This window comes from Bacillus sp. E214 (genome assembly GCF_008087365.1).
Classification (GTDB): Bacteria; Bacillota; Bacilli; order Bacillales; family Pradoshiaceae; genus Pradoshia.
The window spans coordinates 115,460-138,422 of the sequence record NZ_VENN01000003.1 but is presented as its reverse complement, the minus strand read 5'-3'; the positions used below and the strand labels follow the sequence as shown (position 1 = coordinate 138,422).

Below are 22,963 nucleotides of genomic sequence, written 5' to 3'. Positions count from 1 at the left end.
GTCCATAGGGCAGCTTTTTATTACTTACCTTCACTTCTATTTGATGGTAAAAGTTTTTTCAAAATCGCTAAATTTTCTACAAGAAATGCAGCGTTTTTTTCCATTCCACGCTTCTTACACCACCCAATGCTATTGAAGGCATCTGTAAATCGATAAAAGGGCAATACAATATCTAAATCAATTAAAGGTCGGATACTTTTATAGCCCTCTTTATATGCCTGGTAGAGGGTATGATCGCAGCTTAAAATATCACGATAAATTTTAGTGAAATCGATTTCTGTTGAACCAAATCGTACGGATTCAAAATCGATGATTCCTGAGACTTGATTGTCGTCCACTATAATATTGGCGGGGCGAAAATCCATATGTACTAAGCTTGGTCCGTCTGGGGCAGGGAGTTGCCGTTTCATGATTTCAAACTTTTCTATAGCCTGTTCATATAAATGTTCATCCAATACATCTCTTACATCCACAGCAAAACTATAGAATTTTGATTCAAGAAAGTCGGACCAATTCGGGAATTCATTTTGTATGGCAATCAACTCGTTCGTTATCGGCAGCTGAATAGAATGCATTGAAGCATGTATAACTCCAACATGATATACTGCTTTGGGTGAAGCCACAGGTGTTAAAGGTTGTCCTTTTAATTCGGAAAGCAAAAAAGCACTAGGGCACTCCTCATCTCCAAACCAACAATCTAGCATATCAGGAATCGCAATTCTTCCTTTTAAAATCTCATAAGCTTCCAATTCCCGCTGAAACTTTAACTTTGTATAAGGAATTTTAATAAAAACCGTCGCTCCCCTAAGCAACTCACATTTATAGACGTTTGAACTAAAGGAATCTTCAACTTCATTCATTGATATTACCTGCAATCCAAAATGTTCAATGATACGTTTTATAATAAAAATCTCCTCCTCATCGAACTTACTCTATCTGAAAGCTCAAAGACAACGCTCTTTACGATACTCGTTTCTCAATATAAAACAACAAAATTTAACATATGTATTCCATCTTTAAAAACTCGAAAGTGCTGCCATTTGTATCTTGCATAAAAATCTCAACATCTTTAAATCCAACTTTTCTATATACATTAATTGCTCTTTGATTAAATGTAGCAACTGATAAGGTGATTTTTTGAGGGTTCGCTTCAAATTTAATAAACTCCATACCTTCCTTTAAAAATTCTAATCCCATCCCTTTTCCAGTTAAATCAGGCCTCATCCCTAAACCGATATCAACCGTGTTATCGTCAATTCTGTGAATACTCAAGAAAGCTATTAATTCTTCATCTTTTGATACAGCGAACATAGAGTTACCTCGTTTATCAACATCTAAAAATTCCTCTAAATCATCTTTATCCGCTTCCAAATCATAAAAAGAATATTCACTATCATAATGCCAGGTGAAAGCAATTGTTTCTGCTTGTTCTTGTGCCATACTATATATTTCAAATGACATTCTATCTTTCACTCCTCATTATTTTTATTCACCTTAGCTGTAAAAAAGAAAGCAAGATAACTTGCCCTCTTGAAAGAATTTACACCTGTTTTTCCTTTTGAAAAGTAACTATTACAACACCAGCAATAATTAAAATGGCACCTACAAAGAAATTAATGCCCAACTTTTCATTTAGTATGAGCCACCCTAAGAAAGAACCAACCAGTGGCTGAAAAAAGAAAAATAATGAGCCGATTCCTGCATCCATCATTTCTAATCCTTTGTTCCAAAGGAAAAACGCTCCCGCAGTTGAAACTACCCCCAGATAGATAACCCCCATGATAACTAAAGCACTATCATAGTCAGCAGCATTTGATTGAAGTTCCCATATCATTACAGGTGTTGTAAACACAAGCGCAAACATGACCGCATAGGTAGTGATTGTTAATGACGTAAAACGCGCAGAGGCAATTTTTACATAGACGGATAATAAAGCCCAGGTAATGGCAGCTCCCACTAATATCATGCTACCTAAAAAATAATCTCCAGCCTTTGTATCCCATCCAATAACAATGGTGACTCCGATTGATGCGAGTATGACCGAGATAACTTTTCTGCCCGTTAGCTTTTCCTTCAGAATAAGCGTTGCAAAAACAACCATAAAAGCTGGTGTAGCTGATGTTATTAAAGATCCCGTATGGGCATCGGATAATTTAGTACCAATGAATTGAAAAGCAATTGATACAAAGTAACCTATAAACCCAATCCACCCCAGCAGCAGCCAATCTTTCATCTGTATCGTTTCACGAGTTTTACTTTTGACTTGAATGGTCTTTAAAATAGCGTACAAAACAACAAATGCAACTACATACCTTAGCCATACTAGCGTCAATGGCGGAATAAAATCCAAAACATATTTGCTCACTACGTACATACCGCCCCACAAACTGGCGGCCAAGGATAAACAAACAGCTCCGAGTAAACTTTGTTTCATTTTGAAAATACCTCCGTCTACAAAAATAGGATTATTAAAAATCATCTTCAGCTAAGACGAGGTATGACTTTTTTGACTGTTCATTCCTCAACTTATGAATGAACAGCTGGTTGGTCATTTTCTAATAGATTTAATTACAATCTCATTACCGATTACACCACAAATTGCCATTTTGTATTCATCTAAAGTATAAACTATCTCTTCTACTATACGTTTTTAATCTCCAGCCATTCATTTTCTAAAATACTCATTTCCCATAAACTCCAGTATTCATCGCCATTTTTACTTGCATCTCTATGTAAACCCTCTTTTACAAATCCTGCCTTTTCGTAACAATCAATGGCAGAGTCATTAAAGTCAAATACTCCAAGACTAACCCTATGTAAGTGAAGTTCTTCAAATGCGATTTTAAGTATTTCTTTAATCATTTGCTGACCGATCCCTTTACCTCTTGTGTTTTTATCACCGATTAGGACTTTTCCAACTCTTGCAGATTCGTTTTTTCTATCAATTCTCCCCAAAGAGATATGTCCAATAACGTTGCCTGTTTCTTGATCAACCACTTTATAAATCAGAGCTTCTGAGTTAGCATGATTGGCATTCTCCATGTACTTTTCTAATTGAGTATCATTCAAGGGATAGTTAAACCCAGGGCCACCCCATTGAAGTAAAAATGCAGGCGAATCAATCCAATTGATAAGCTGTTTAAAATCAGAGCGTTCAAAATACTTTAGTTCTATCATGATTACCACCTCCCCTTAATACTGGTCTAGATATATAGAACATCTCTAATTTAAAGACTTCTTAAATACATAACTTACTTTGTCATAGTTCATCCGCTCTTCATAAAAACGATGGGTATCTTTACGCTGCAATCCTGATGATAAGGATATCGTTTCATAATTGTTTTCCTTAGCCCATTGATGAACATATGTAAGTAATTGTTTTCCATATCCTTTGGAACGTTTATTTATATCCGTAACCAAATCACATACCCAAACAAATCGTCCATAATAAAGAGTGATCATCGTTTTAAAACCAATTACCGCAACTATTTCACCCGCATCAACCAAAGCAAACATTTTGTATCTATCGCTTTCTTGTGCATCCAAGACGAGTTCAAGATAGGAGTTTTCATCGAGATGAGTACGCAGCTGCTTCATCACAGGGAATGCTTCAACTATTTCATTTACTGATTTAATTTCTTTAATCGTGAACGGATCCATAATCCACCTCTTATTTCTGAATATTTAGTCATTTTATCTTACAATTTGCCTGTTCTACTCTATTCTTTAGTAATTCCGACTTCCTTTATTTTTCCCCCAGTAAAAAGCCATGGAATAACTCCCCTCCAAAAGGTTCTAATATATTTTCAACTAAATGGATTACTTGATCCTTTTCTCCTGTCTTATAAAAACAATCAAATGCTTCTACAAATTGGTTTGCAAATAATTCATCATATTAGAGAACGAACTACCCATTTTGATGTGCCAATCCATTGACGGTTTGCTCTTAAGATAAATTCACTTACCAATTCAGCAAGTGTATTGGCTATAAAGAGTTCCTCTGCCCGATTCGTACAGCCTTTAAAATCATCGAGTGCATCCGTAATAAAATAACGCTTCGTATTGATTATTTCGGCTGTCCATTCTTCTGGACCTTTAGCCAGTATTTCTTTAGCCTCTTTTTTAATCGAATCGATTATTCCGCAATCTTTTAAGATTATCCCTTCAGAAATCATTCTTGACAGTGAAGGTCTTGCCCTTTCACAGTCACTTTCAACAAACAGTTTATAAGAGGTTAAATTATATACGAACATTTCAATAGGCCATCCAAATTCAACTAATGACTCTCGATAGGATGAACTGATATTTTTATCGAAAATAACGATATCCAAGTCAGATGTTTCAGTTGCTTCACCCCGAACAACGCTCCCTGCCAATAGAGCACCCTGACAGTTTGGAAAATAAATTTTAATAAACCGTTGCCCGGCTTCAATTGGACTTATTTTATTAAATCCACCCATTGACTCACCTCTGATTCGACAAATTTCTCAATTATTTGATTCTACATTGAGATATGAAATACCTTCCAAAAACCAAAGCTTTATCGAAAACAAAAAAGAACTGGTTGACAGCTCTTGATTTTATTTAATAGTTTCCCATTCTTCTCGCAATAAGCCCATTCTAATTGAATCGTAATATTCGTTATCATAGAAACGGCATTTTCTTAACCTTGCTTCCATTTGCATACCTAATTTTTCTCCAACTTTGATCATTCGCTGATTACCAGACCAGGTTGTGTACCCTACACGAACTAAAGGCATCGTTTTAAATAAATGGTCAATCCATAATTTTAAAGCTCTCGTACCATATCCCCCATTCCAATATTGAGGATTATATATACCAATGCCCATTTCTAGCCACTTTGACGGCTCATGCTCCCAGTAATAACTGACTGTACCAATTATTTTTCCATCTACTTCTATTCCCCAGTAGTAATCTTGATTGATAATCTTATCCCTTTTCTTCAAGTAATCATCATAGGATATAGACTTATGTTCAAAATAGGGGGCATCCCACTTTTTCCATTCAGGAGATTCTTCTTTATAAACTAATTCCCATAAAGAATATAAATCTTCTTCTCTGATTGGCCGAATAATTAACTCATGATTCTTATACATATGTATAATTGAGCCCCTTTCTCTTTTTAAAACTTAATAAGATTAAGCTATTTGAATGGTATTCCTGTTTATTTATTTTCATCTATATCTCCAATATGAATCTACTATTTCTTTTCAACCTCGTATAAATCCTCCCTCTGAATGTATAATCTGACCGGTTATCCACTCTCCTTCTTGAGAAGCAAGGAAGCCAATCATACGGGCTACATCTTCAGGTACACCTATACGTCCCATTGGAAACTTAGGTAAAAGATGTTCCCGAATCTCATCTGTCATCCATGTTGAATCAGTAGGACCAGGGTTTACAGCATTGACTGTAATTCCTAATGATGCCAGTTCAGCGGACAATGACCGAGTGAACGCTGAAATAGCTCCTTTTGTGGCTGCATAAGCTAATTCGTCAGGCATCGCACCCAAGTCCTGACCTGATGTCATATTAATAATTCTGCCTGATTTATATCCAGCATTCTTAAAACATCGAGCAAATTCTGTACATAACAGAAAAGTAGTCCTCATATTAACGGCATAATGGTCATCCAAAGTTTTAGCGTCCAGATTTAGATACCCATCTCTTGTTGAATGGGCTGCATTATTAATCAATATGGAAGGTACACCTAATTCCTCTGAAATACGCTTAATTGTTTCGGAGGCTGCATTTGCATCTGACAGGTCAATTTCCATGCTTTTGCAACGGACTCCGTTAGTTTGTATTTCATTAAAAAAGATTTCAGGCCATTCTTGTTCTGCTTTCCAGTATGTAAAAAATATATCAGCTCCATGTGAAGCTAGTTTTCTGCAAATGGCCGTCCCAATATCCCTTGAACCACTCGCACCTGTTACTAAAGCTATTTTCCCATGCAAAAAAGTCATGTATTTTCCCTTCCCTAAAGCAATTTGATATTTATACTAGGTATTGTGATTAATCATAATTAAAAACCCATAATTTAACAATAAAAAACCAACCATATATATACTGGAATAAATCTAAATCTGACAAACTAATAATTGAAAATAAAGAAAAAAAGGGGAGAGAGAGTCCCCCTTTTAGGTACGCGAATAAAATTATAAAAAGATAGACAAGACTGTTAAAATACTAATCGATCCCACCACTACAAGCATGACATTGGCTCCAAGCAAAGAAAGAATGATAGCTGACATCCCACCGATTAATCCTATCCAAATGTTTTCCTGTATAAAAAGCACACCAGGAAAAATCAATGCACCCAGCGTTGCATAGGGGATGTTTTGTAAAAAACCTTCCCAAAATGGAGAGAGCTTCATTTCTTTAAACAAAACAAAAGGCAGCATTCTTGGTATGTATGTAACGAGGGCCATCCCTAATATAAGTATAAAACTAGATGCCGTCATTCACTTGTCCTCCTTTTGCCAATCAACGTATACATCCATTCAACCAGAAAGGCTGATAAAAGCGTTGCCACAATAATTGACCAGCCGGTGGATAAAAGACCCGTTACAGATAATATTGTGTTAAAGATTGCTCCCATACCAGCAAGGAGGAGGATTTTACGGCTTTTCGCCAATGCTGGCATTAACAGAGCAATAAACATCGCATAGAGGGCAATACTCATACTTTCCTGTAAGGCATGGGGCAAACTGGCTCCGAACAAATAACCAACTCCCGTACAGAGAACCCAGCTTACATAAGCAATTCCTCCAAGGCCGAACATATAGCCCGCTGTTATTTTCCCCTTTTTAAAGGATGCGACCGAAAACGTTTCATCTGTAATACCAAATGAATAAATAATCTTTTTCCATAAAGGATCATTCACAGATTTTAACTGAATGGATGTCGCCATTAATAAATGCCGTATATTTAAAATAAATGTAGCGACAATAATACCAATTACACCTGTACCGAGTGACAGCAAATTTAATGCTGTGTACTGAGAAGCACCTGCATATACCAATATACTCATAGCTAAGGCTTCCCCAAATGTTAGTCCCGATGATTTGGCAAGCAGACCAAATGTTAGCGCGATTGGAAAATATCCTATCGCAATACTGATTCCTGCCTGAATCCCCTCCTTAAAATCCGATACACTGCGCTCGGCAACCTGCACCTCCATGACATACTCCTTTCTTAGTCTCTTACGTCAAGATAAAATAAGCTATTCCTAATAATTCAAGGGTTTTTACTCTTATCTACCAAGCTTCTGTAAGAGATTTACGTATTTTACTTATTCTTTTAATGGTTATACCAAAAGTCTGTCTTATCGAACTTATCTTTTGTATTGGAATTTTTTGAATATTGTAGAATTACATTCATCCCTCATATAATGGATTTATGATGAAGATGAAAGTAGGGATACTTATGCAAGGTAATGAAAAAACATTAGGATATGTACGAGTAGTTATTGATGAAGTTGGCAAAGTAGCACATATTTGTCCAAACACTCTGCATCATCCTGATCCAGACGAACAAGAACGTTTACAAAAAATAATTTCAGTTAATCACTTAGATGAAGTTTTCTCTAAAATGGGCCATTCCTATAAAGATTGCCAGGTTTTAGTCGTATTCCACGAAAACAATAACCATGTATGTGTAGAGCATTCTATGACGATTCAACCAAATTTCAAAAGCTTCTGGAGAGAGAGAATCACCAAAAAAATCGAAAAGCATCATGAAAGCATGCGCGATGAAATCCATATCCAGAGCCGAATTGATTTGTGGGAAGATACATACAAAGAAACATTTGTTCCAACAAGAAAGGTTGGCTAAAATAGATGGAAACAGCAAGCATAATGCTTGCTGTTTCTGTTTGTTTACTCCTATACATCTATTATCCCAACAAGCTCCTATCAGAAATTTGCGTATTCCGTTTTAGTTTTTGGAATTCATTCAATAACTGATCAATGGTTAACGTTTGTTTAGAGTTTTGATCTGCTTCATAAATAATTTCACCGCTATCCATCATGATTAATCGATTGCCCAAATCAAGGGCCTGCTGCATATTGTGGGTTACCATTAAGGTTGTCAATTTATGTTCTTTTACGATTTTTTTCGTAAGTTCGGTTATAAGCTGAGCCCGTGATGGATCGAGTGCTGCAGTATGCTCATCAAGGAGGAGTATATCCGGCTCTGTAAAAGTAGCCATTAATAAGGATAGCGCCTGTCTTTCCCCTCCTGATAACAAGCCGACCTTCGCAGATAATCGGTTCTCCAAACCTAAATGAAGCTCCTCTAGTTTTTCTTTAAAAAACAGTCTGCGCTTATTTGTAACTCCGAAACTGAGCCCTGCTCTTTTTGTTCTTGCATAGGCAATGGCCAGGTTTTCTTCGATTGTCATCGTCGGAGCAGTACCTGCCAGAGGATCCTGAAAGACCCTTCCTATTTTTCGGGCACGGCGGTGTTCCCCCGCATACGTCAAATCGGTTCCGTTAAGGATGATTTTTCCTGAATCGGGCAGGATTTTCCCTGAAATTAAATTCATAAGTGTGGATTTACCCGCTCCATTACTTCCAATTACCGTCACAAAATCCCCTTGCTTCAATTCAAGATTAATCTGATTTAATGCCATTTTTTCATCAGGAGAGCCTTCATTAAACACTTTTAATATCTGACTTAGTTGCAGCAAGCTGCTCTCCCCCATTCTCATTTATACTAGGTTTAACTGCTTCAGCATTCAAGACTTTCATTCGATTGCGTCTTTTCCGGGATTTTTTCGTACTGTCTATCCATTTTGGAATAAGCAAAGCAATAATAACAATTACAGCCGTAATTAGTTTCATATCTCCCGCTTCAAGAAACTCCACTTTAAGGGAAAAGGCTACAACCAATCGATATAAAATCGCACCGCCAATAACTGCTAGGGTAGCTCTCGCTATGGATTTGGACCCGAAGACTGCTTCCCCGATAATAACGGATGCAAGCCCAATGACAATCATTCCAATCCCCATTCCGACATCAGCAGATCCAATATACTGTGCAACAAAAGCTCCTGATAAAGCGACCAGCGCATTGGCAATTCCAAGTCCCAGCATTTTCGTCATATCTGTATGAACCGAAAAGCTGCGCACCATTTGCTCATTATCTCCAGTTCCTCGAATGGCAAGGCCTATCTCTGTTTTCAAAAATGCATCCAGCAACATCTTGCCTACGATAACAAATAACATCATCGGTAATACGATAGACCATGTATGCGGAATATAGCCTTCTAATCCAATGTTTGTGAAAAGTGATGCAATCCAGTTATCAATTCCAAGACTCGCCCACCATGTACCAAGCTGAGTAAAAATTGTATCCTCTGATAATAAGGATACATTTGGCTTACCTAGAATTCTTAGATTAATAGAATATAAGGCAATCATCATTAAAATTCCCGATAACAGTGGATTAATCTTCCCTTTTGTGTGCAGTAACCCCGTAATTATTCCTACAAAGAACCCTACAAATATCGCCGAAAACGTAGCAAGGATAGGACTTGTTCCGCCTGTAATTAAAATGGAAGCGACGGCCGCCCCTGTTACAAAGCTTCCGTCCACTGTCATATCAGGAAAGTTAAGAATTCGAAATGATAAGTAAACACCTAAGGCCATAATGCTATAAATAATGCCGGCTTCCACCGAACCAAAAACAGATGCAAACACGTATTAACCTTCCTTTCTGTTTGGATTAATTACGGCTGAAGAACCTTATTCCAGAAATTCAGCTTCCTCTTTAATTTTAGTAAGATCTATCTTCATTTTTTCAGCGGCTGATTTATTAATAACTAATTTCAAATCATTCGGTGCTTCAACAGGCAAGTCCTTCACCTCTTTTTCACCCTTCAGTAATTGCACAGCTTGTTCCCCCGCCTGATAGCCGATATCATAATAATTGAAGCCATATGCTGCAAAGCCACCTCTTTTGACTGAATCCAATTCTCCAACAAATAAAGGAATACTTTCTTTTTCTGCAACCTGGATCACAGACTCGAGTGCGGATACAACTGTATTATCTGTAATGATATAAATAGCATCTACTCTACCCACCAAAGAATCTGCAGCTTGCTTTACTTCAGAAGTGTTTGCAACAGAAACCTTTTCAACAGACACTCCATTTTTCTTTGCTTCATCTTCAACAGTTTTGACCTGAACCTCCGAATTTTGCTCACCGGCATTATAAATCGTTCCTATTTTCGTATAGCCCATTTCTTTTATCAACTTCACTGTATTAGGGATCGCTTCAGGGTGAGTATCTGTTGTTCCCGTCACATTTTTATCCGGTGCTTCCATGCTGGATACCAATTTTGCCCCTACTGGATCTGTAACAGATGTAAATACAATCGGTATATCCTTTGTAACATTGGCTGCAGTTTGAGCACTTGGAGTAGCATTAGCAAAGATTAAATCGACTTTTTCACTCACTAAATTAGTAGCAATCGTTTGATTATTATTTAACTCCCCCTGAGCATTCTGTTCATCATATTTAATGGACAACCCAGAATCCTCAAGAGCCTTTTTAAAGCCCTTTGTGGCCTCATCAAGCGATGGATGTTCAACAAATTGAGAAATCCCTACTGTATACTGTTTTCCTTCTCCATTTTTCTCACCTTCGCCGGACGATTTTTCATCCGAACCACAGCCTGCAAGTGCAATGGTTGATATTACAGCTATACTTGCCAATAAACTTTTCCATTTCATGATATGCTCCCCCACCCTTTATCGCTTTTATGCTTTTATTCGTTAAATTATAGCCTGAAAATTTTAGAATTGCAATAAATAATATAGAATATTCAGACAATAAAACAGTGGCATATCTGTAAAAATTGAAACTTAAACTATAATATGCTGTTTTTTAGCTGGGTGAGTAGGTTGATTAGTTTTAGCAGGATAAGACCCATAAAAATGATAGATAAATACGGATTAAGCAAAAAAAATTCCCGCATCACTGCGGGTCCAAAGTTCGTTTTTCTATTTTGTTTGCTGCAGCACAGTATTTCTTAAAGCTCTGCGTAAAATCTTACCTGTCGTATTTTTAGGAAGCTCCTCCATAAATTCAATCGATGTAGGTACTTTATATTTTGCTAAATGCTCATGGCAATAGTTGATTAATTGCTCTTCCGTTAAATCTAGGCTTTTGGATACTACAAAACATCGGATGACTTCTCCAAGATTCGGATCCGGAGCCCCTATTACAGCTACCTCCGATACTTCGGGGTGTGCAAATAAAACTTCTTCAACTTCCCTAGGATAAACATTAAAGCCACCGACAATAACCATGTCTTTTTTCCGATCAACAATATAAAAATATTCTTCATCATCTGCACGAGCTAAGTCACCAGTATATAACCAACCATCCTTAATGGTAGCTGCAGTTTCTTCTGGCATTTTATAATAGCCCTTCATGACATTTGGACCTTTAACAATCAATTCCCCAACTTCACCCGCTGGAACCTCTTCACCCAATTCATTTACGACTTTATTCTCAACATGAATGATGGATTTTCCAATAGAGCCAGGTTTTCTAGGGCGATCAATTGGGTTAAAACAGGTAACTGGAGATGCTTCTGAAAGACCATATCCCTCTGACACAATAACATTAAATTTCTTCTCGAAATTTGTTAATAACGCAACCGGCATAGCTGAACCTCCGGAAATACAGAACCTGAGAGTTTTAAAGCTATCTTGATTAGCCTCGGGATATTGCAATAGATAATTGAACATAGTAGGCACACCTGCGAAAAGGGTTACTTCATATTTCTCGGCCACTCTGAACACTTCTTGTGGACTGAATTTAGGCAGGATGATTAATGTACCTCCATTTATTAGTGGCGCATTTAAAGAAACCGTTAAACAAAATACATGGAACATTGGCAGCACCGTAATAACACGGTCATCTTCATTGATCTGTAAGTAATCTGCTACATCCCGGGCATTACTATAGAGATTTTTATGCGTAAGCATAGCACCCTTTGGTTTACCGGTCGTCCCTGAGGTGTACAAAATAAGGGCGGTTTCATCTTCCTCCACTTTCGGGGCAGAAAATTGTCCGGTAGCAATTTTGAGTATATCTGTAAACGGTTTCATTTTGTCGCTGATAGATAGGTTCTGAGGCAATTCATCTGGTCCTGTACCGGACGGACAAACAATCACATGATTAATATCTGGCAGTATCTTTCTCATCTTATCAAACATAGGAATCAGCAAATCCAATGTGATTACTGCTTTTACATCACCATTTTTCAATATGTAGGCTATTTCATCTGGTGTATACGTTGGATTAATCGGGATAGCCGTTGCACCCAATCTCATTAATCCATATAAACCAATTATGAAATGCGGTGAATTACCCAATAATAGAGCAACATTATCTCCTTTGTTTACCCCTAAACTCTGAAGACCATCAGCAAACCGTGTAACAGCTGCATTCAATTCAGCATAACTCGTTTCCTGATCCATAAAAATATAAGCTGGTTTTGTTTTAAACTTTTCTGCCGTTTCTAGAAGTTGGGTTGATAAATTCATATTATTCCCTCCCCTGTTAGAAAGGTGTAAGTTTTGTTAAAATATTCTAAATACACCCAATTTTTATTATAGAAAAAGAACTAGGTATAAGCAACTATTTAATCGAAATCATAGATTAAGCAATCCCTACATTCACAATATTCATAAACAGGATAATTTACCTATAACCTTTATGTTTTCACAAAAATATCGTATTTTTATTGATATAGTTATTTGTATAAATAAAAAGCTTCAAACGGATTTAACCCATTAGAAGCTTTTTGATAGAAAGTATTTTCACTTTTTATTTAATATAAAAGATTAACAAAATCCTCTTTTGTGATATTTCCAAAATAATGACTGATATTCACATCTTTCAATGCATTTTCTAGTTCAGATTTTGAAAATCTAACACCAACTAATCGTTTTTGGATTTCTTCTACATCACCCACTCCAAAGAAGTCACCAAATATTTTGCATTCCTCAATTTTACCTTTAGCTACCTCTAAGCGAACATCTATTTGTCCAACTGGGAAACGATAAGAATGCTGAATATTAAACTTAGGTGATTTTCCATAATTCCAATCCCATTGTTGATAACGTTCTTCAGAGATTTCCATAATTTTTTTCCAGTCTTCATCAGTCCATTGATATTCTTGTACATTCTCCATTCCACCAAAAATATGTTCAAGTAGCTTTTGGCGGAATTCTTCCATAGTCAATGGTTCAGACAGGAACTCGGAAATATTGGCAACTCTTGAGCGAATGGATTTTATTCCTTTTGATTTAATTTTATCTTCTTTCACCTTTAAGGCCGAAACCACATTTTCAATTTCACTGGAAAGCATTAATGTTCCATGGCTGAACATTCTTCCCTTAGTGGCAAATTGAGCATTTCCTGAAATTTTGCGTTCTCCAACTACTAAATCATTACGACCACTTAATTCAGCATTTACGCCTAGTTCCTTCAATGCTTCCACCACAGGTTCAGTGAACTTCTTATAATTATGGAAGCTTTCACCATCATCTTTAGTGATAAAGCTATAGTTCAAATTACCGAGATCATGGTAAACCGCACCGCCGCCGGAAAGTCTGCGGACAACAATAATATCGTTCTCTTCTACATAATCACTGTTGATTTCCTCAATTGTATTTTGGTTCTTTCCAATAATAATGGATGGCTGATTAATATAAAATAATAAATATGATTCATCAATATCCAAATGTTTTAATGCATACTCCTCAATTGCCAAATTAATACGTGGATCTGTTATTCCTCTATTATCTAAAAATAGCATTACTCAATCCCCCTAAAATTAAATATAAATTTGTAAACCAGTCTTGGCTAAATCAATCTCACCCTTATAGACTTTTGCGGCTTGCTTTACCAGATCATTCTGATTCCCGAAGTGCGGCAAATGGGTCAAGATTAAGGTTTGAACTGCTGCATCCCTGGCTATTTCTCCGGCTTGAATGCTGGTTAAATGGCCGGCCCTTTCAGCCATATCCATGCCCTCATAAAAATTGCACTCGCATAGTAAAACATTCGCATCCCTGAAAAAAGACACGAGTTCAGGAAAATAGGCTGTATCTGCCGTATAAGCCAATCTTTTGCCCCCTGCTTCAATAACATAAGCATAGCATGGAACGGAATGCTTCGTCTTAAGTGCCTTAACATGGAAAGGACCAATTTGAACAGATTTCCCTTCCACAATAGGTTCCCATACAGTCTGGCTTTTATATGTCAGAGTAACAGCTGTAGCTTTATCTTCCGTATGAGCATATATAGGCAATGGCTCTTTTTCAATTCCTACCATTTGATCGATTAATAATGCATGCTGCAGGACCCCTATATCTGCAATATGATCTGTATGAAAATGTGATAAAAGAACGGCGTCCAAATCGCCTGGTCTTATGTATTCCTGTAACTGAGATAATACTCCGCTTCCACAATCAAGCAGCAATTTAAATCCTTCATGCTCAATCAGATAACCCGAACTGGCTTCTTTCTTCCCAGGATAGCCGCCCCAAAACCCGATAACTGTTAAACGCATTTTATCCCCCCATTAAAAATCAATCTAACTTTATATTGTTTGTTGGCAAATGGCTGTAACGAAATCTATAAGCTATAAAATTCCTATCGTTCTTTCTCATAATCTGTCCTTTTCCATTAATTGCATGCAATTATAACCAATTTCATGGTTATGACTTCGCAAAATCTAATATAGCTTCACACTCAATATATAACAATTAGCCTATTTTTTCATCTTTTTCAAAATTGTCTTAAAACAGTGTTGACTTTCCATATCTGTTATAATACAATGACATTATCAAGCAGTTATATAACAGAATCGAAAATGGATTATCTGTTATAAATCAATTAAAAAAACGGAGGTTTTAAACATGGTACGAAACGTTATGGAATTCTTCAGAAATTTGCCCCCTAAGAAATGTTCAGAATGCGGTGAAAACATTGAAGAACAGCACGAATGCTACGGAATCGTCTGTGATAAATGCCTGCGTCATGTATCTGAATAGTCTTTAAATAATGTTAGCAGCAATCCCCTTTAATCCTGGGGTGCTCATATCGACTGTATTCATACAGTCCCTGATTTTTTAAATTCCCTCTATTTTGCGATTTGCAAAAAACCAGCCAATTATATATGGCTGGTTATTTTTTAGGTTATTTTTAAAGAAAACATAAATAAATCATTCATTTATAAATTCACTTGATAAGAGTTCCTATAGTAAGAAATCCTTTATTGATGTTAACTTTTCAACATATAGCTAAACAATGGTCTGCTTCTGCTTTAAACCCTTTATCAATTCGAATTTCGGTTCTATAGAAGAAAGAATTGTTAATCTCCCCTTTGAAAAAAGACAATAATCCATCTTATAATTCCAATCAACACTATAAGAATTCCATTTGCTATTGTAATAAGTCCTAAAAACGCTCCAAGAATAATAAAGATAGCTCCGAAAAATTAGCATCCTATCTACTATGGATTAGCTCTAATAATGAAAATATAGAGATAGTTACCGATAGCGATAAATATATAAAATTATCAAAGCAAGATTCAACAGACCTATATAAAATTTTAACAGGGGAAACATTAATGAAATAATTCTATATCTTTTATTCCTATCATGGATGTAGCGTTTGTTGATAACAAGTATAGCCCTTCCTTTACATCTCAGATTAATAGTAACAATAACAGCAATCTCTATGAAAACAGTCTTTATAAAGAAACGCTCAAACGGTGGTTCACATCATTTGAGCGTTTCTTCGTTATTAGACTGTCTTCATTGTATTTAGATAAGAAATAACTAGGTTCTAAAATGCAATCCCTTCTAAATAATAGATAGCCTATGTTTTTACACAGCTATCTGTTCTCCCCCGTTGCCGCTAGGGATTGAATCATCGTCATATCTCCAATTTTATTATTCAAGGTGATTGCCTCCTTCTGAATGTGGGTATAAAGCTGTAATAGGACTCATATATAGTACTTCAGAAGCTAAGGAGTGATTGAATATGATAACCTGGATGCTGGCCTTTATATTTTTTATCATACTATTAATAATCGGTGAAACGGCAGGTAATATCTATTTAACAAAATTAATACAATCTTCACATGATCTTGAGGATGCAGCATTGAAAGAGAATTAAATATTTTTCAGCTGATTCTTTTTTATAAAACAAAATGCTGTTCGTAGAGGTTATTACTAATAGCTTAATAAAAAGAGACTATTTTGGTGCCATATCCGAAAAGTTAGAGTAAAACTAACTCCTAGGGTGCGACACCTTATTTGCAATCGCCAGCGTTATCTTTATTTTAATTAACCACTATAGAATTATCTAATGTATTCACTGATATTAATAAAATCCCCTTTGAACTAAACTGTCCTTCGTATTATAAAAAGGGCGTTAATCCGTCTTGGGTTAATACCCCACATAGTTGAAGGGGGAAAATTATTTATGGTACTCCATTAACCAACAGTCCTGAAATTTTCCTTCGTGCAATTCATTCTTAGTCAGTATTTTAACCTTTTTAAATCCACATTTTTCATAGCATCTGATAGCCCTTGTATTTCTTAATTGAGGGTCCATCACTACTCTTTCAGCTCCTTTTTCTTCAGTTAAAAAATAAACCATAGATGATACAAGTAATGTTCCAATCCCTTTATTCCAATAATCTATTTCCCCAATAAATTGGTCAGTACCAAAAACATTTTCTTGAAAAAATCCATAGTCATTTTTTGTGTCATCATCCAATTGGTAAAATTGAATATATCCAATTTCGGTATCATCGATTTCCACAATACATCTCACTTCACTATCTTCAGGTGGATAAAAAGCTTTTTCAACTTTTTCTAAATTAAATGGGTTGTCTCTACCCTCATAAAATTCGAGAACCGTTGGGTGTGATAGCCATTTTACCAATAGATATTTATCCTTTTTTTCTAATCTTCGAACCTTTAGATTACCATTTTGAAACAGCATAAATATTCCTCACTTATTATTTATAATAGATAGGTAATTCGTTTCCTTATAGGCAAATTCCTGCAATTAGCTAGCTATCCAGCTAATCCTTCCCCCGATAGTTAAATAAGAAGTAAGTTTAATTGGCAAACAATATCTACGAACAGAGCCCAATAAAAAGATATAAAAAATCCGATTAATTCTTCTCCATAATAAGAGGAATTAATCGGATTTGTTTATTTTGTAAAGTTATAGATTTTTTTCTTTAATAAATGTAAGGACCTGATTCATGGCAGCAATCCCCTGATCAATACAGTCAGGCATTCCAATACCATGATAGGATGCTCCGGCCAGATAAATTCCCGGAAGCTCCTTGTCCATTCTTTCTTTAATCATTTTTAAACGATCTAAATGACCGACTTCGTACTGAGGCATCCCTTCATTCCAACGAGTGACGATGGTGAAATCCGGTTTTTCAGTAATTTGCATGATTCTGTTTAAATCATCCAATACAATTTGTTCAATTTCACCGTCTGATAAGTCTACGACTACCTCATCACCGGCTCTTCCTACATAACAGCGCAGTAAAACCTTGCCATGAGGCGTAGTATGCGGCCATTTTTTATGAGTCCATGTACAAGCCGTAATCGTATAATCACTGTTTCTTGATACAAGGAATCCTGTTCCATCAATATCCTCTTTAATCGCGCTTGCATCAAATGCCATTGATACCGTTGCAACCGATGTGGAAGGTATTACCTTAAACGGCTCAAACATCCCATAATCCGGCAGCATTTGCGGAACAGCCTGATGGGGAGTAGCCAATATAGCTGAAATGACAGGTAACCGATCCCCATTATTTAATGTCAGCATATATCCTTCACCTGTTTTAATAATCCCATCAACTCTCGTCCCTTTAAGGATTTGATTTGCTGGAAGCTTTGCTTCAATGGCATCCGTCAATGATTGCAGCCCTTTATTAAAGGTTCGGAACATACCAATTTTGCTATCTCCTGCTGATTTATTGTCTTGTGATACTGGTTTTTTAGGACGGTTCTTTTTTGTACCCAATACAATGCTTCTGTATTTCTTCTCCAATTTTAGCATATCAGGAAACGTGGACATTGTGCTTAACTTGTCGAGATCGCCTGCATAAATTCCTGAAAGAAGAGGCTCAACCAGATTCTCCACTATCTCATCCCCAAGACGGCGCCTTAAAAATTTCCCTAATGGCTGATCGCCTGGCTCTTTAGAACGCGGCAGGATAAAATCCATAGCTGCTCTCATTTTACCTGATAGAGAAAACAGCCCCGTTGTAATAAACGGCCCTATCTCCGTAGGAATCCCCATAACCGATCCACCCGGAATTGGATGAAGGTTATCCTTTACGAGAATATAAGATTTCCCTGTTGAATTTGGAACAATCGTGCTTTCAAGACCCACTTCTTTCGCCAATTCTGTCATGCTCTTCTTTCGAGCCAAGAATGAATCTGGGCCTCTTTCAATGACAAAACCGTCACGTTCTACCGTTTGCATTTTACCGCCAAGCCTAGTTGTAGACTCTATAAGAATTACATTATATGGAAGATTGTCTTCCTTTACTTTTTTATCAAGGTAATAGGCTGCCGTCAGACCCGCGATTCCACCACCAATGATTGCAATATTTTGTTTCGTTGAATCCAATTTTATCGCCTTCTTTTCATTGTTGGTTATCAGTTAAGCTCCATTTTTTTCATAACTGCATCAACCATGGCATTGATGAAATCAGGATGCGTATTCGGCATGGCAGGGCGATAGTATGTTGCGCCTATCTCATCCGTAACCACCTTACATTCATAATCATTGTCATAAAGAACTTCCAAATGCTCAGCCACAAAGCCAACCGGTGTATAGACAAACGCTTTATATCCATGTTGTTCATAAAGATCTCTTGTCAAATCCTGAACATCCGGTCCAAGCCATGGATCAGGTGTATTTCCGGCACTTTGCCAACCAACCGCATAGTTTTCAACGCCTGCTCCTTCAGCAACCAGTTTTGCTGTTTCTTCTAATTGCTGTTCATATGGATCGCCTAGCTGTTTAATTTTTTCAGGTAAGCTATGTGCAGATACGATTAATACCGCTGCTGATCTTTCCTCCGGAGTCATTTGATTAAATGCTTCTTTTACATGGTCAACCCAATATTTAATGAAGTTTGGTTCTTTGTACCAGCTTTCAACTGAAGTAATTTTCATGCCATATTTATCAGCAACATCTTTTGCACGTCCATTGTATGATTTAATGCTGAAAGTGGAATAATGAGGTGCAAGCACAATGCTAACTGCCTCCGTGATTCCGTCAGCATGCATTTTTTCAACAGTATCTTCAATAAATGGCTCAATATGTTTCAAACCTATATAAGCTACAAATTCATATTGATCCTGTACTTTATTTAGCGCTGCTTCCAAATGAGCTGCCTGATCTTCCGTTGTCTTTCCAAGCGGTGAAATCCCGCCAATCGCACGATATCTTGAAGTCAAGTCTTCAAGCATTTCTTCAGACGGCTTTCTTCCGTGACGAATATGTGTATAATAACGCTCAATATCTTCTTCCTTATAAGGTGTACCGTATGCCATTACTAATAAACCGATTTTTTTCTTTGTATGTGCCATTATTCAGCCTCTCCTTTTGATGTGATGATAGTTGCAGAATACTCATGTATAAATGCAGTCAGGCGTTTTAGAACTTCAGGATTCACCTCTGGGAAGACCCCATGTCCAAGGTTAAATACATGACCCGGTTCCTGTAATCCCTGTTCAATAATCTCTTTTGCTTTCTTCTCAATGGCATCCCAGGATGAGGTAAGCAATGCCGGATCAAGATTTCCCATTACTGTTTTGTTTATTCCGATATTTCTTGCTTCAGTAATGGACAGCCTCCAGTCAAGACCGACAACATCAAGTGGAAGGCTATTCCATTCCTTAGCCAAATGGCTTGCTCCCACACCGAACATAATCAAAGGAACTCGCACTTCCCTAAGTTCTGTGAATATCCGATTCATAATTGGTTTAATATAGTATTGGTAGTCTTGAACATTTAAGGCACCGACCCATGAATCAAATATTTGGATTGCTTTTGCGCCTGCTTTTACTTGAGCTTTCACATAGATAATAATGGTATCTGCCAGCTTATCCATTAATGCAAACCATGCCTTTGGTTCGGTATACATAAATGCTTTTGTTTTTGTATAATTCTTAGAAGGACCGCCTTCAATCATGTAACTTGCGATTGTGAAAGGAGCTCCTGAAAATCCGATTAACGGGACGGATAATTGTTCTTCAGTCAACAGTTTAATCGTATCGAGAATATAAGGAACATCTTCTTCTGGATTTAATTCACCAAGCTTTTCGACATCGGCTAATGATTGAATTGAATTGTCGATAACCGGACCAATTCCTGATTTAATGTCAACCTGTACACCAATTCCAGGCAGCGGAGACATAATATCTTTATATAGAATAGCTGCATCTACATCGTATTGTTCAACCGGTAGTCGAGTTACATAGGCTGCTAATTCAGGTTGATGAGTAATTTCAAATAAGGAATATTTTTCTTTAATTTTTCGGTATTCAGGCTGAGATCTTCCCGCCTGTCTCATATACCATACTGGAGTGTGATTTACCTTCTCTTTATTAATTGCTTTTAGGAAGGTATCATTGAATTTTTGTCTCAAAGCCGCTCCGCCCCTCTTTTTTACTATATATTTTATATTTTTTTCCTGAATTACATCGTTTAGGCATCAATAACAACTATATCCTTTCAGCCTTTCCTTGTATATAATCGTGAAAAAATTGTCAAAAAATAGACTTAATTTAAACCATTATAGTTAAATGCTCCTCACCTAACAGCAATGTAGGTTATGACTTAACTAATAATGGGTAAATAAAATGTTACAAATTAGAATAATTACTATTAACTAACGACTCCATTATACTAAAATATCTAATCAGGGGGCAAATAATGAACTTCTATATAACGACAGGAACCTTCAGCTTTTTAAAAAGGATACAAGATAAACGAGCAAATTTACCTCTTATTTTATTGAACAATCCTAAAACTGCCGCTCTGATTCATGAAACGGATCAGAAAACAATCTTTTCTTCAGCAAGAAAGTTCGAAGTTTTGGATGGATTCGGTCCACTTAAACAAGAAGGATTTTATGCTCTACATAATATACCTGTTTCTATTGAAGATCGGCCTGCATTTGAATTTGACCTTAAAAATAAATTAGTGTCTATCAAAAATGAAACTGGGATCCATGCGATGCGTATACTTAGCCCTATCAAATCTGATACCTATGTTGTTTTGACAAACTGGAAGAACGAACAGGCCTATGCAAAAGGGGATACAAGTGCACTAGTCCCAAATAAGTCCAGCCTTTTTAACACACAGGTATTGTTTACAGGCAGTCCTTACACTGTCACCTTTCATGCTTACAAAGAAGAAAACAAGTAGGGGAAGGCAATTATCATATTTGAAAACCGTCTACAATGATAACCATACTGACATATCATCTATTTGGCTCCTTAATCATTGTTTATCCTTTTTTTAAAATGTCAATCTACTAAACTTATAGAAGTTTTACTAAATTTAGTTTAATAATGGTTAATCATGTAAATAAGGATACTAGGAAACCATGTCATTTAATTAGGGGGATTATATGGAAAAGGAGCTATTTCAAAGATTAGAAGATGATTTCAAAGAAATGGTGGCCATTCGCCGTTATTTGCATAAGCACCCTGAGCTTTCCTTTCATGAAAAGAAAACAGTACAATTCATAAAAAATTTTTATAAAGAATTAAATGTCCCTATCCGAAGCAATGTTGGAGGTGGCGGGATTGTGGCGACCATACATGGTAAATCCCCTGGCAGAACAGTTGCCCTGCGTGCAGATTTTGATGCCCTCCCCATCCAGGATGGAAAAAATGTCTCTTACCGCTCAACAGTCCCTGGAGTCATGCATGCCTGTGGCCATGACGGACACACAGCTTTATTGCTAATATTGGCCAAAGCGATTAAAGAAATGCAGCATCTGTTGGAAGGAACATATGTCTTTATACATCAGCATGCAGAAGAACTTGCTCCCGGTGGGGCAAAATTTATGATTGAAGATGGCTGCCTTGATGGTGTAGATGCCATTTTTGGAACACATCTTTGGTCTCCATTCCCTACTGGATCTATTTATATAAGCCCTGGCCCAATAACCGCCACTGCCGATCGGTTTAAAGTGACCATATACGGTCAGGGTGGTCATGGGGCAGAGCCTCATACTTCAAAAGACTCATTGGTCATTGCGTCAGAAATCGTATCTCTCCTGCAAACTATAACGAGCAGAAGAATTGATCCAATGGAAGCAGCCGTTTTAACAATCGGGAAATTTAAAGCTGGGGAAGCATTTAATATCATACCTGATAAAGCCTTTTTAGAAGGTACTGTCCGAACCTTTGAATCAGAAGTTCAAGAACAAATTATTGAGGAAATTGAACGAATTGTTCAAGGTGTCTGCCTGGCAAATAACTGCCAATATGAACTGAGATACTTCAGAGGATATCCTCCAACCATTAATCATCCATCAGAGACTGACTATATTGAATATAAGGCAACCGAAATCGTCGGATGCGAAAACATAAAAAAACTTACACCCCTGTTGGTAGGAGAGGATTTCTCGTACTATCTTCAACAGGTCAGAGGATCTATGTTTTTTACAGGCGCTGCTCCCGAGAACACAGATCACCCTTATCCACACCACCATCCTTTATTCGATTTTAATGAGAAAGCCATGTTAATTGCCGCAAAGACCTTGGGCAGTGCAGCCATCGGTTTTCAGGAATGGCGCTATTTCTAATCCCCTTACTTCCACCAGCAAATTTTATCTTCGACA

24 protein-coding genes and 1 pseudogene are annotated in these 22,963 nt (G+C 36.9%); 5 read left to right on the top strand and 20 right to left on the bottom strand.

Annotated elements, in window-relative coordinates; genetic code table 11:
- Nucleotides 1-20: 20 nt before the first annotated feature.
- The 10 genes and pseudogenes from FHY47_RS13130 to FHY47_RS13085 form a co-directional block, all read right to left on the bottom strand.
- Nucleotides 21-860 carry a phosphotransferase family protein gene (locus FHY47_RS13130; protein ID WP_187393491.1) on the bottom strand — a complete coding sequence of 280 codons (840 nt, stop codon included), beginning with the start codon at nt 858-860 and terminating at the stop codon, nt 21-23.
- A 136-nt stretch (nt 861-996) separates the two neighbouring features.
- A complete protein-coding gene (locus tag FHY47_RS13125; protein WP_066101788.1) occupies nt 997-1,461 on the bottom strand; it encodes a GNAT family N-acetyltransferase in 465 nt (154 codons plus the stop codon).
- A gap of 79 nt (nt 1,462-1,540) precedes the next feature.
- Nucleotides 1,541-2,434 carry a DMT family transporter gene (locus tag FHY47_RS13120; RefSeq protein ID WP_066101791.1) on the bottom strand — a complete coding sequence of 298 codons (894 nt, stop codon included), beginning with the start codon at nt 2,432-2,434 and terminating at the stop codon, nt 1,541-1,543.
- Between the two features lie 206 nt (nt 2,435-2,640).
- Nucleotides 2,641-3,177, bottom strand: coding sequence for a GNAT family N-acetyltransferase (locus FHY47_RS13115; RefSeq protein WP_066101794.1), 537 nt, complete (start codon nt 3,175-3,177; stop codon nt 2,641-2,643).
- A gap of 45 nt (nt 3,178-3,222) precedes the next feature.
- Complete coding sequence (locus FHY47_RS13110; protein WP_148630841.1) at nt 3,223-3,660, bottom strand: GNAT family N-acetyltransferase; 438 nt, start codon at nt 3,658-3,660, stop codon at nt 3,223-3,225.
- Nucleotides 3,661-3,745: 85 nt separating this feature from the next.
- Nucleotides 3,746-4,442 (bottom strand): annotated as a pseudogene (locus FHY47_RS13105) (nucleotidyltransferase domain-containing protein).
- A 138-nt stretch (nt 4,443-4,580) separates the two neighbouring features.
- The gene (locus tag FHY47_RS13100) at nt 4,581-5,117 is read right to left on the bottom strand and encodes a GNAT family N-acetyltransferase (RefSeq protein WP_066101801.1); all 537 of its coding nucleotides are present in this window, start codon (nt 5,115-5,117) and stop codon (nt 4,581-4,583) included.
- A gap of 114 nt (nt 5,118-5,231) precedes the next feature.
- Entirely contained in the window at nt 5,232-5,987 is a 756-nt protein-coding gene (locus FHY47_RS13095) for an SDR family oxidoreductase (protein ID WP_148630839.1), read from the bottom strand.
- Between the two features lie 192 nt (nt 5,988-6,179).
- Nucleotides 6,180-6,485, bottom strand: coding sequence for an AzlD domain-containing protein (locus tag FHY47_RS13090; protein ID WP_066101807.1), 306 nt, complete (start codon nt 6,483-6,485; stop codon nt 6,180-6,182).
- A complete protein-coding gene (locus tag FHY47_RS13085; RefSeq protein ID WP_066101810.1) occupies nt 6,482-7,204 on the bottom strand; it encodes an AzlC family ABC transporter permease in 723 nt (240 codons plus the stop codon). The genes FHY47_RS13090 and FHY47_RS13085 overlap by 4 nt, the downstream gene beginning before the upstream one ends.
- Before the next feature lie 218 nt (nt 7,205-7,422).
- On the opposite strand from FHY47_RS13085, the gene FHY47_RS13080 reads away from it, so the two are divergent.
- Nucleotides 7,423-7,857 (top strand): hypothetical protein, encoded by a 435-nt coding sequence (locus FHY47_RS13080; protein ID WP_192796831.1) that lies wholly within the window; start codon nt 7,423-7,425, stop codon nt 7,855-7,857.
- Nucleotides 7,858-7,918: 61 nt separating this feature from the next.
- Here FHY47_RS13080 and FHY47_RS13075 read toward each other — a convergent pair whose 3' ends face one another.
- From FHY47_RS13075 to FHY47_RS13050, 6 genes are all read right to left on the bottom strand, one after another.
- Nucleotides 7,919-8,713, bottom strand: a complete 795-nt coding sequence (locus FHY47_RS13075) for an ABC transporter ATP-binding protein (protein ID WP_066101815.1) — start codon at nt 8,711-8,713, stop codon at nt 7,919-7,921.
- A complete protein-coding gene (locus FHY47_RS13070) occupies nt 8,679-9,725 on the bottom strand; it encodes an ABC transporter permease (protein WP_148630837.1) in 1,047 nt (348 codons plus the stop codon). The genes FHY47_RS13075 and FHY47_RS13070 overlap by 35 nt, the downstream gene beginning before the upstream one ends.
- A 45-nt stretch (nt 9,726-9,770) precedes the next feature.
- A complete protein-coding gene (locus FHY47_RS13065; protein ID WP_066101818.1) occupies nt 9,771-10,760 on the bottom strand; it encodes an ABC transporter substrate-binding protein in 990 nt (329 codons plus the stop codon).
- 270 nt (nt 10,761-11,030) lie between these two features.
- The gene (locus FHY47_RS13060) at nt 11,031-12,584 is read right to left on the bottom strand and encodes a fatty acid--CoA ligase family protein (protein WP_066101819.1); all 1,554 of its coding nucleotides are present in this window, start codon (nt 12,582-12,584) and stop codon (nt 11,031-11,033) included.
- A gap of 287 nt (nt 12,585-12,871) precedes the next feature.
- On the bottom strand, nt 12,872-13,861 hold the full coding sequence (gene lplA, locus FHY47_RS13055; protein ID WP_148630834.1) for a lipoate--protein ligase: 990 nt from the start codon (nt 13,859-13,861) through the stop codon (nt 12,872-12,874).
- Nucleotides 13,862-13,879: 18 nt separating this feature from the next.
- Nucleotides 13,880-14,617: an MBL fold metallo-hydrolase gene (locus FHY47_RS13050; protein WP_066101825.1), complete on the bottom strand. Its 738-nt coding sequence runs from the start codon at nt 14,615-14,617 to the stop codon at nt 13,880-13,882.
- 349 nt (nt 14,618-14,966) lie between these two features.
- Between FHY47_RS13050 and yhfH the strand changes: the two genes are divergently transcribed.
- The gene (gene yhfH, locus FHY47_RS13045; protein WP_077247967.1) at nt 14,967-15,101 is read left to right on the top strand and encodes a protein YhfH; all 135 of its coding nucleotides are present in this window, start codon (nt 14,967-14,969) and stop codon (nt 15,099-15,101) included.
- Between the two features lie 994 nt (nt 15,102-16,095).
- Nucleotides 16,096-16,230: a hypothetical protein gene (locus FHY47_RS19295; RefSeq protein ID WP_257468976.1), complete on the top strand. Its 135-nt coding sequence runs from the start codon at nt 16,096-16,098 to the stop codon at nt 16,228-16,230.
- A 303-nt stretch (nt 16,231-16,533) separates the two neighbouring features.
- On the opposite strand, the gene FHY47_RS13040 is transcribed toward FHY47_RS19295, so the two are convergent.
- The 4 genes from FHY47_RS13040 to hemE all read right to left on the bottom strand — a co-directional run bounded on the left by FHY47_RS13040 (nt 16,534) and on the right by hemE (nt 20,755).
- Nucleotides 16,534-17,064, bottom strand: coding sequence for a GNAT family N-acetyltransferase (locus FHY47_RS13040; RefSeq protein ID WP_066101830.1), 531 nt, complete (start codon nt 17,062-17,064; stop codon nt 16,534-16,536).
- 228 nt (nt 17,065-17,292) lie between these two features.
- Nucleotides 17,293-18,726 (bottom strand): protoporphyrinogen oxidase, encoded by a 1,434-nt coding sequence (gene hemY / locus FHY47_RS13035; RefSeq protein ID WP_140461129.1) that lies wholly within the window; start codon nt 18,724-18,726, stop codon nt 17,293-17,295.
- Between the two features lie 29 nt (nt 18,727-18,755).
- On the bottom strand, nt 18,756-19,694 hold the full coding sequence (hemH, locus tag FHY47_RS13030) for a ferrochelatase (RefSeq protein ID WP_139891495.1): 939 nt from the start codon (nt 19,692-19,694) through the stop codon (nt 18,756-18,758).
- Nucleotides 19,694-20,755: a uroporphyrinogen decarboxylase gene (hemE, locus tag FHY47_RS13025; RefSeq protein ID WP_148630832.1), complete on the bottom strand. Its 1,062-nt coding sequence runs from the start codon at nt 20,753-20,755 to the stop codon at nt 19,694-19,696. The genes hemH and hemE overlap by 1 nt, the downstream gene beginning before the upstream one ends.
- Nucleotides 20,756-21,042: 287 nt before the next feature.
- Between hemE and FHY47_RS13020 the strand changes: the two genes are divergently transcribed.
- Together FHY47_RS13020 and FHY47_RS13015 are read left to right on the top strand one after the other, a co-directional pair.
- Complete coding sequence (locus FHY47_RS13020; protein ID WP_066101844.1) at nt 21,043-21,537, top strand: hypothetical protein; 495 nt, start codon at nt 21,043-21,045, stop codon at nt 21,535-21,537.
- A gap of 205 nt (nt 21,538-21,742) precedes the next feature.
- Entirely contained in the window at nt 21,743-22,927 is a 1,185-nt protein-coding gene (locus tag FHY47_RS13015; protein WP_139891496.1) for a M20 metallopeptidase family protein, read from the top strand.
- Nucleotides 22,928-22,963 lie beyond the last annotated feature (36 nt).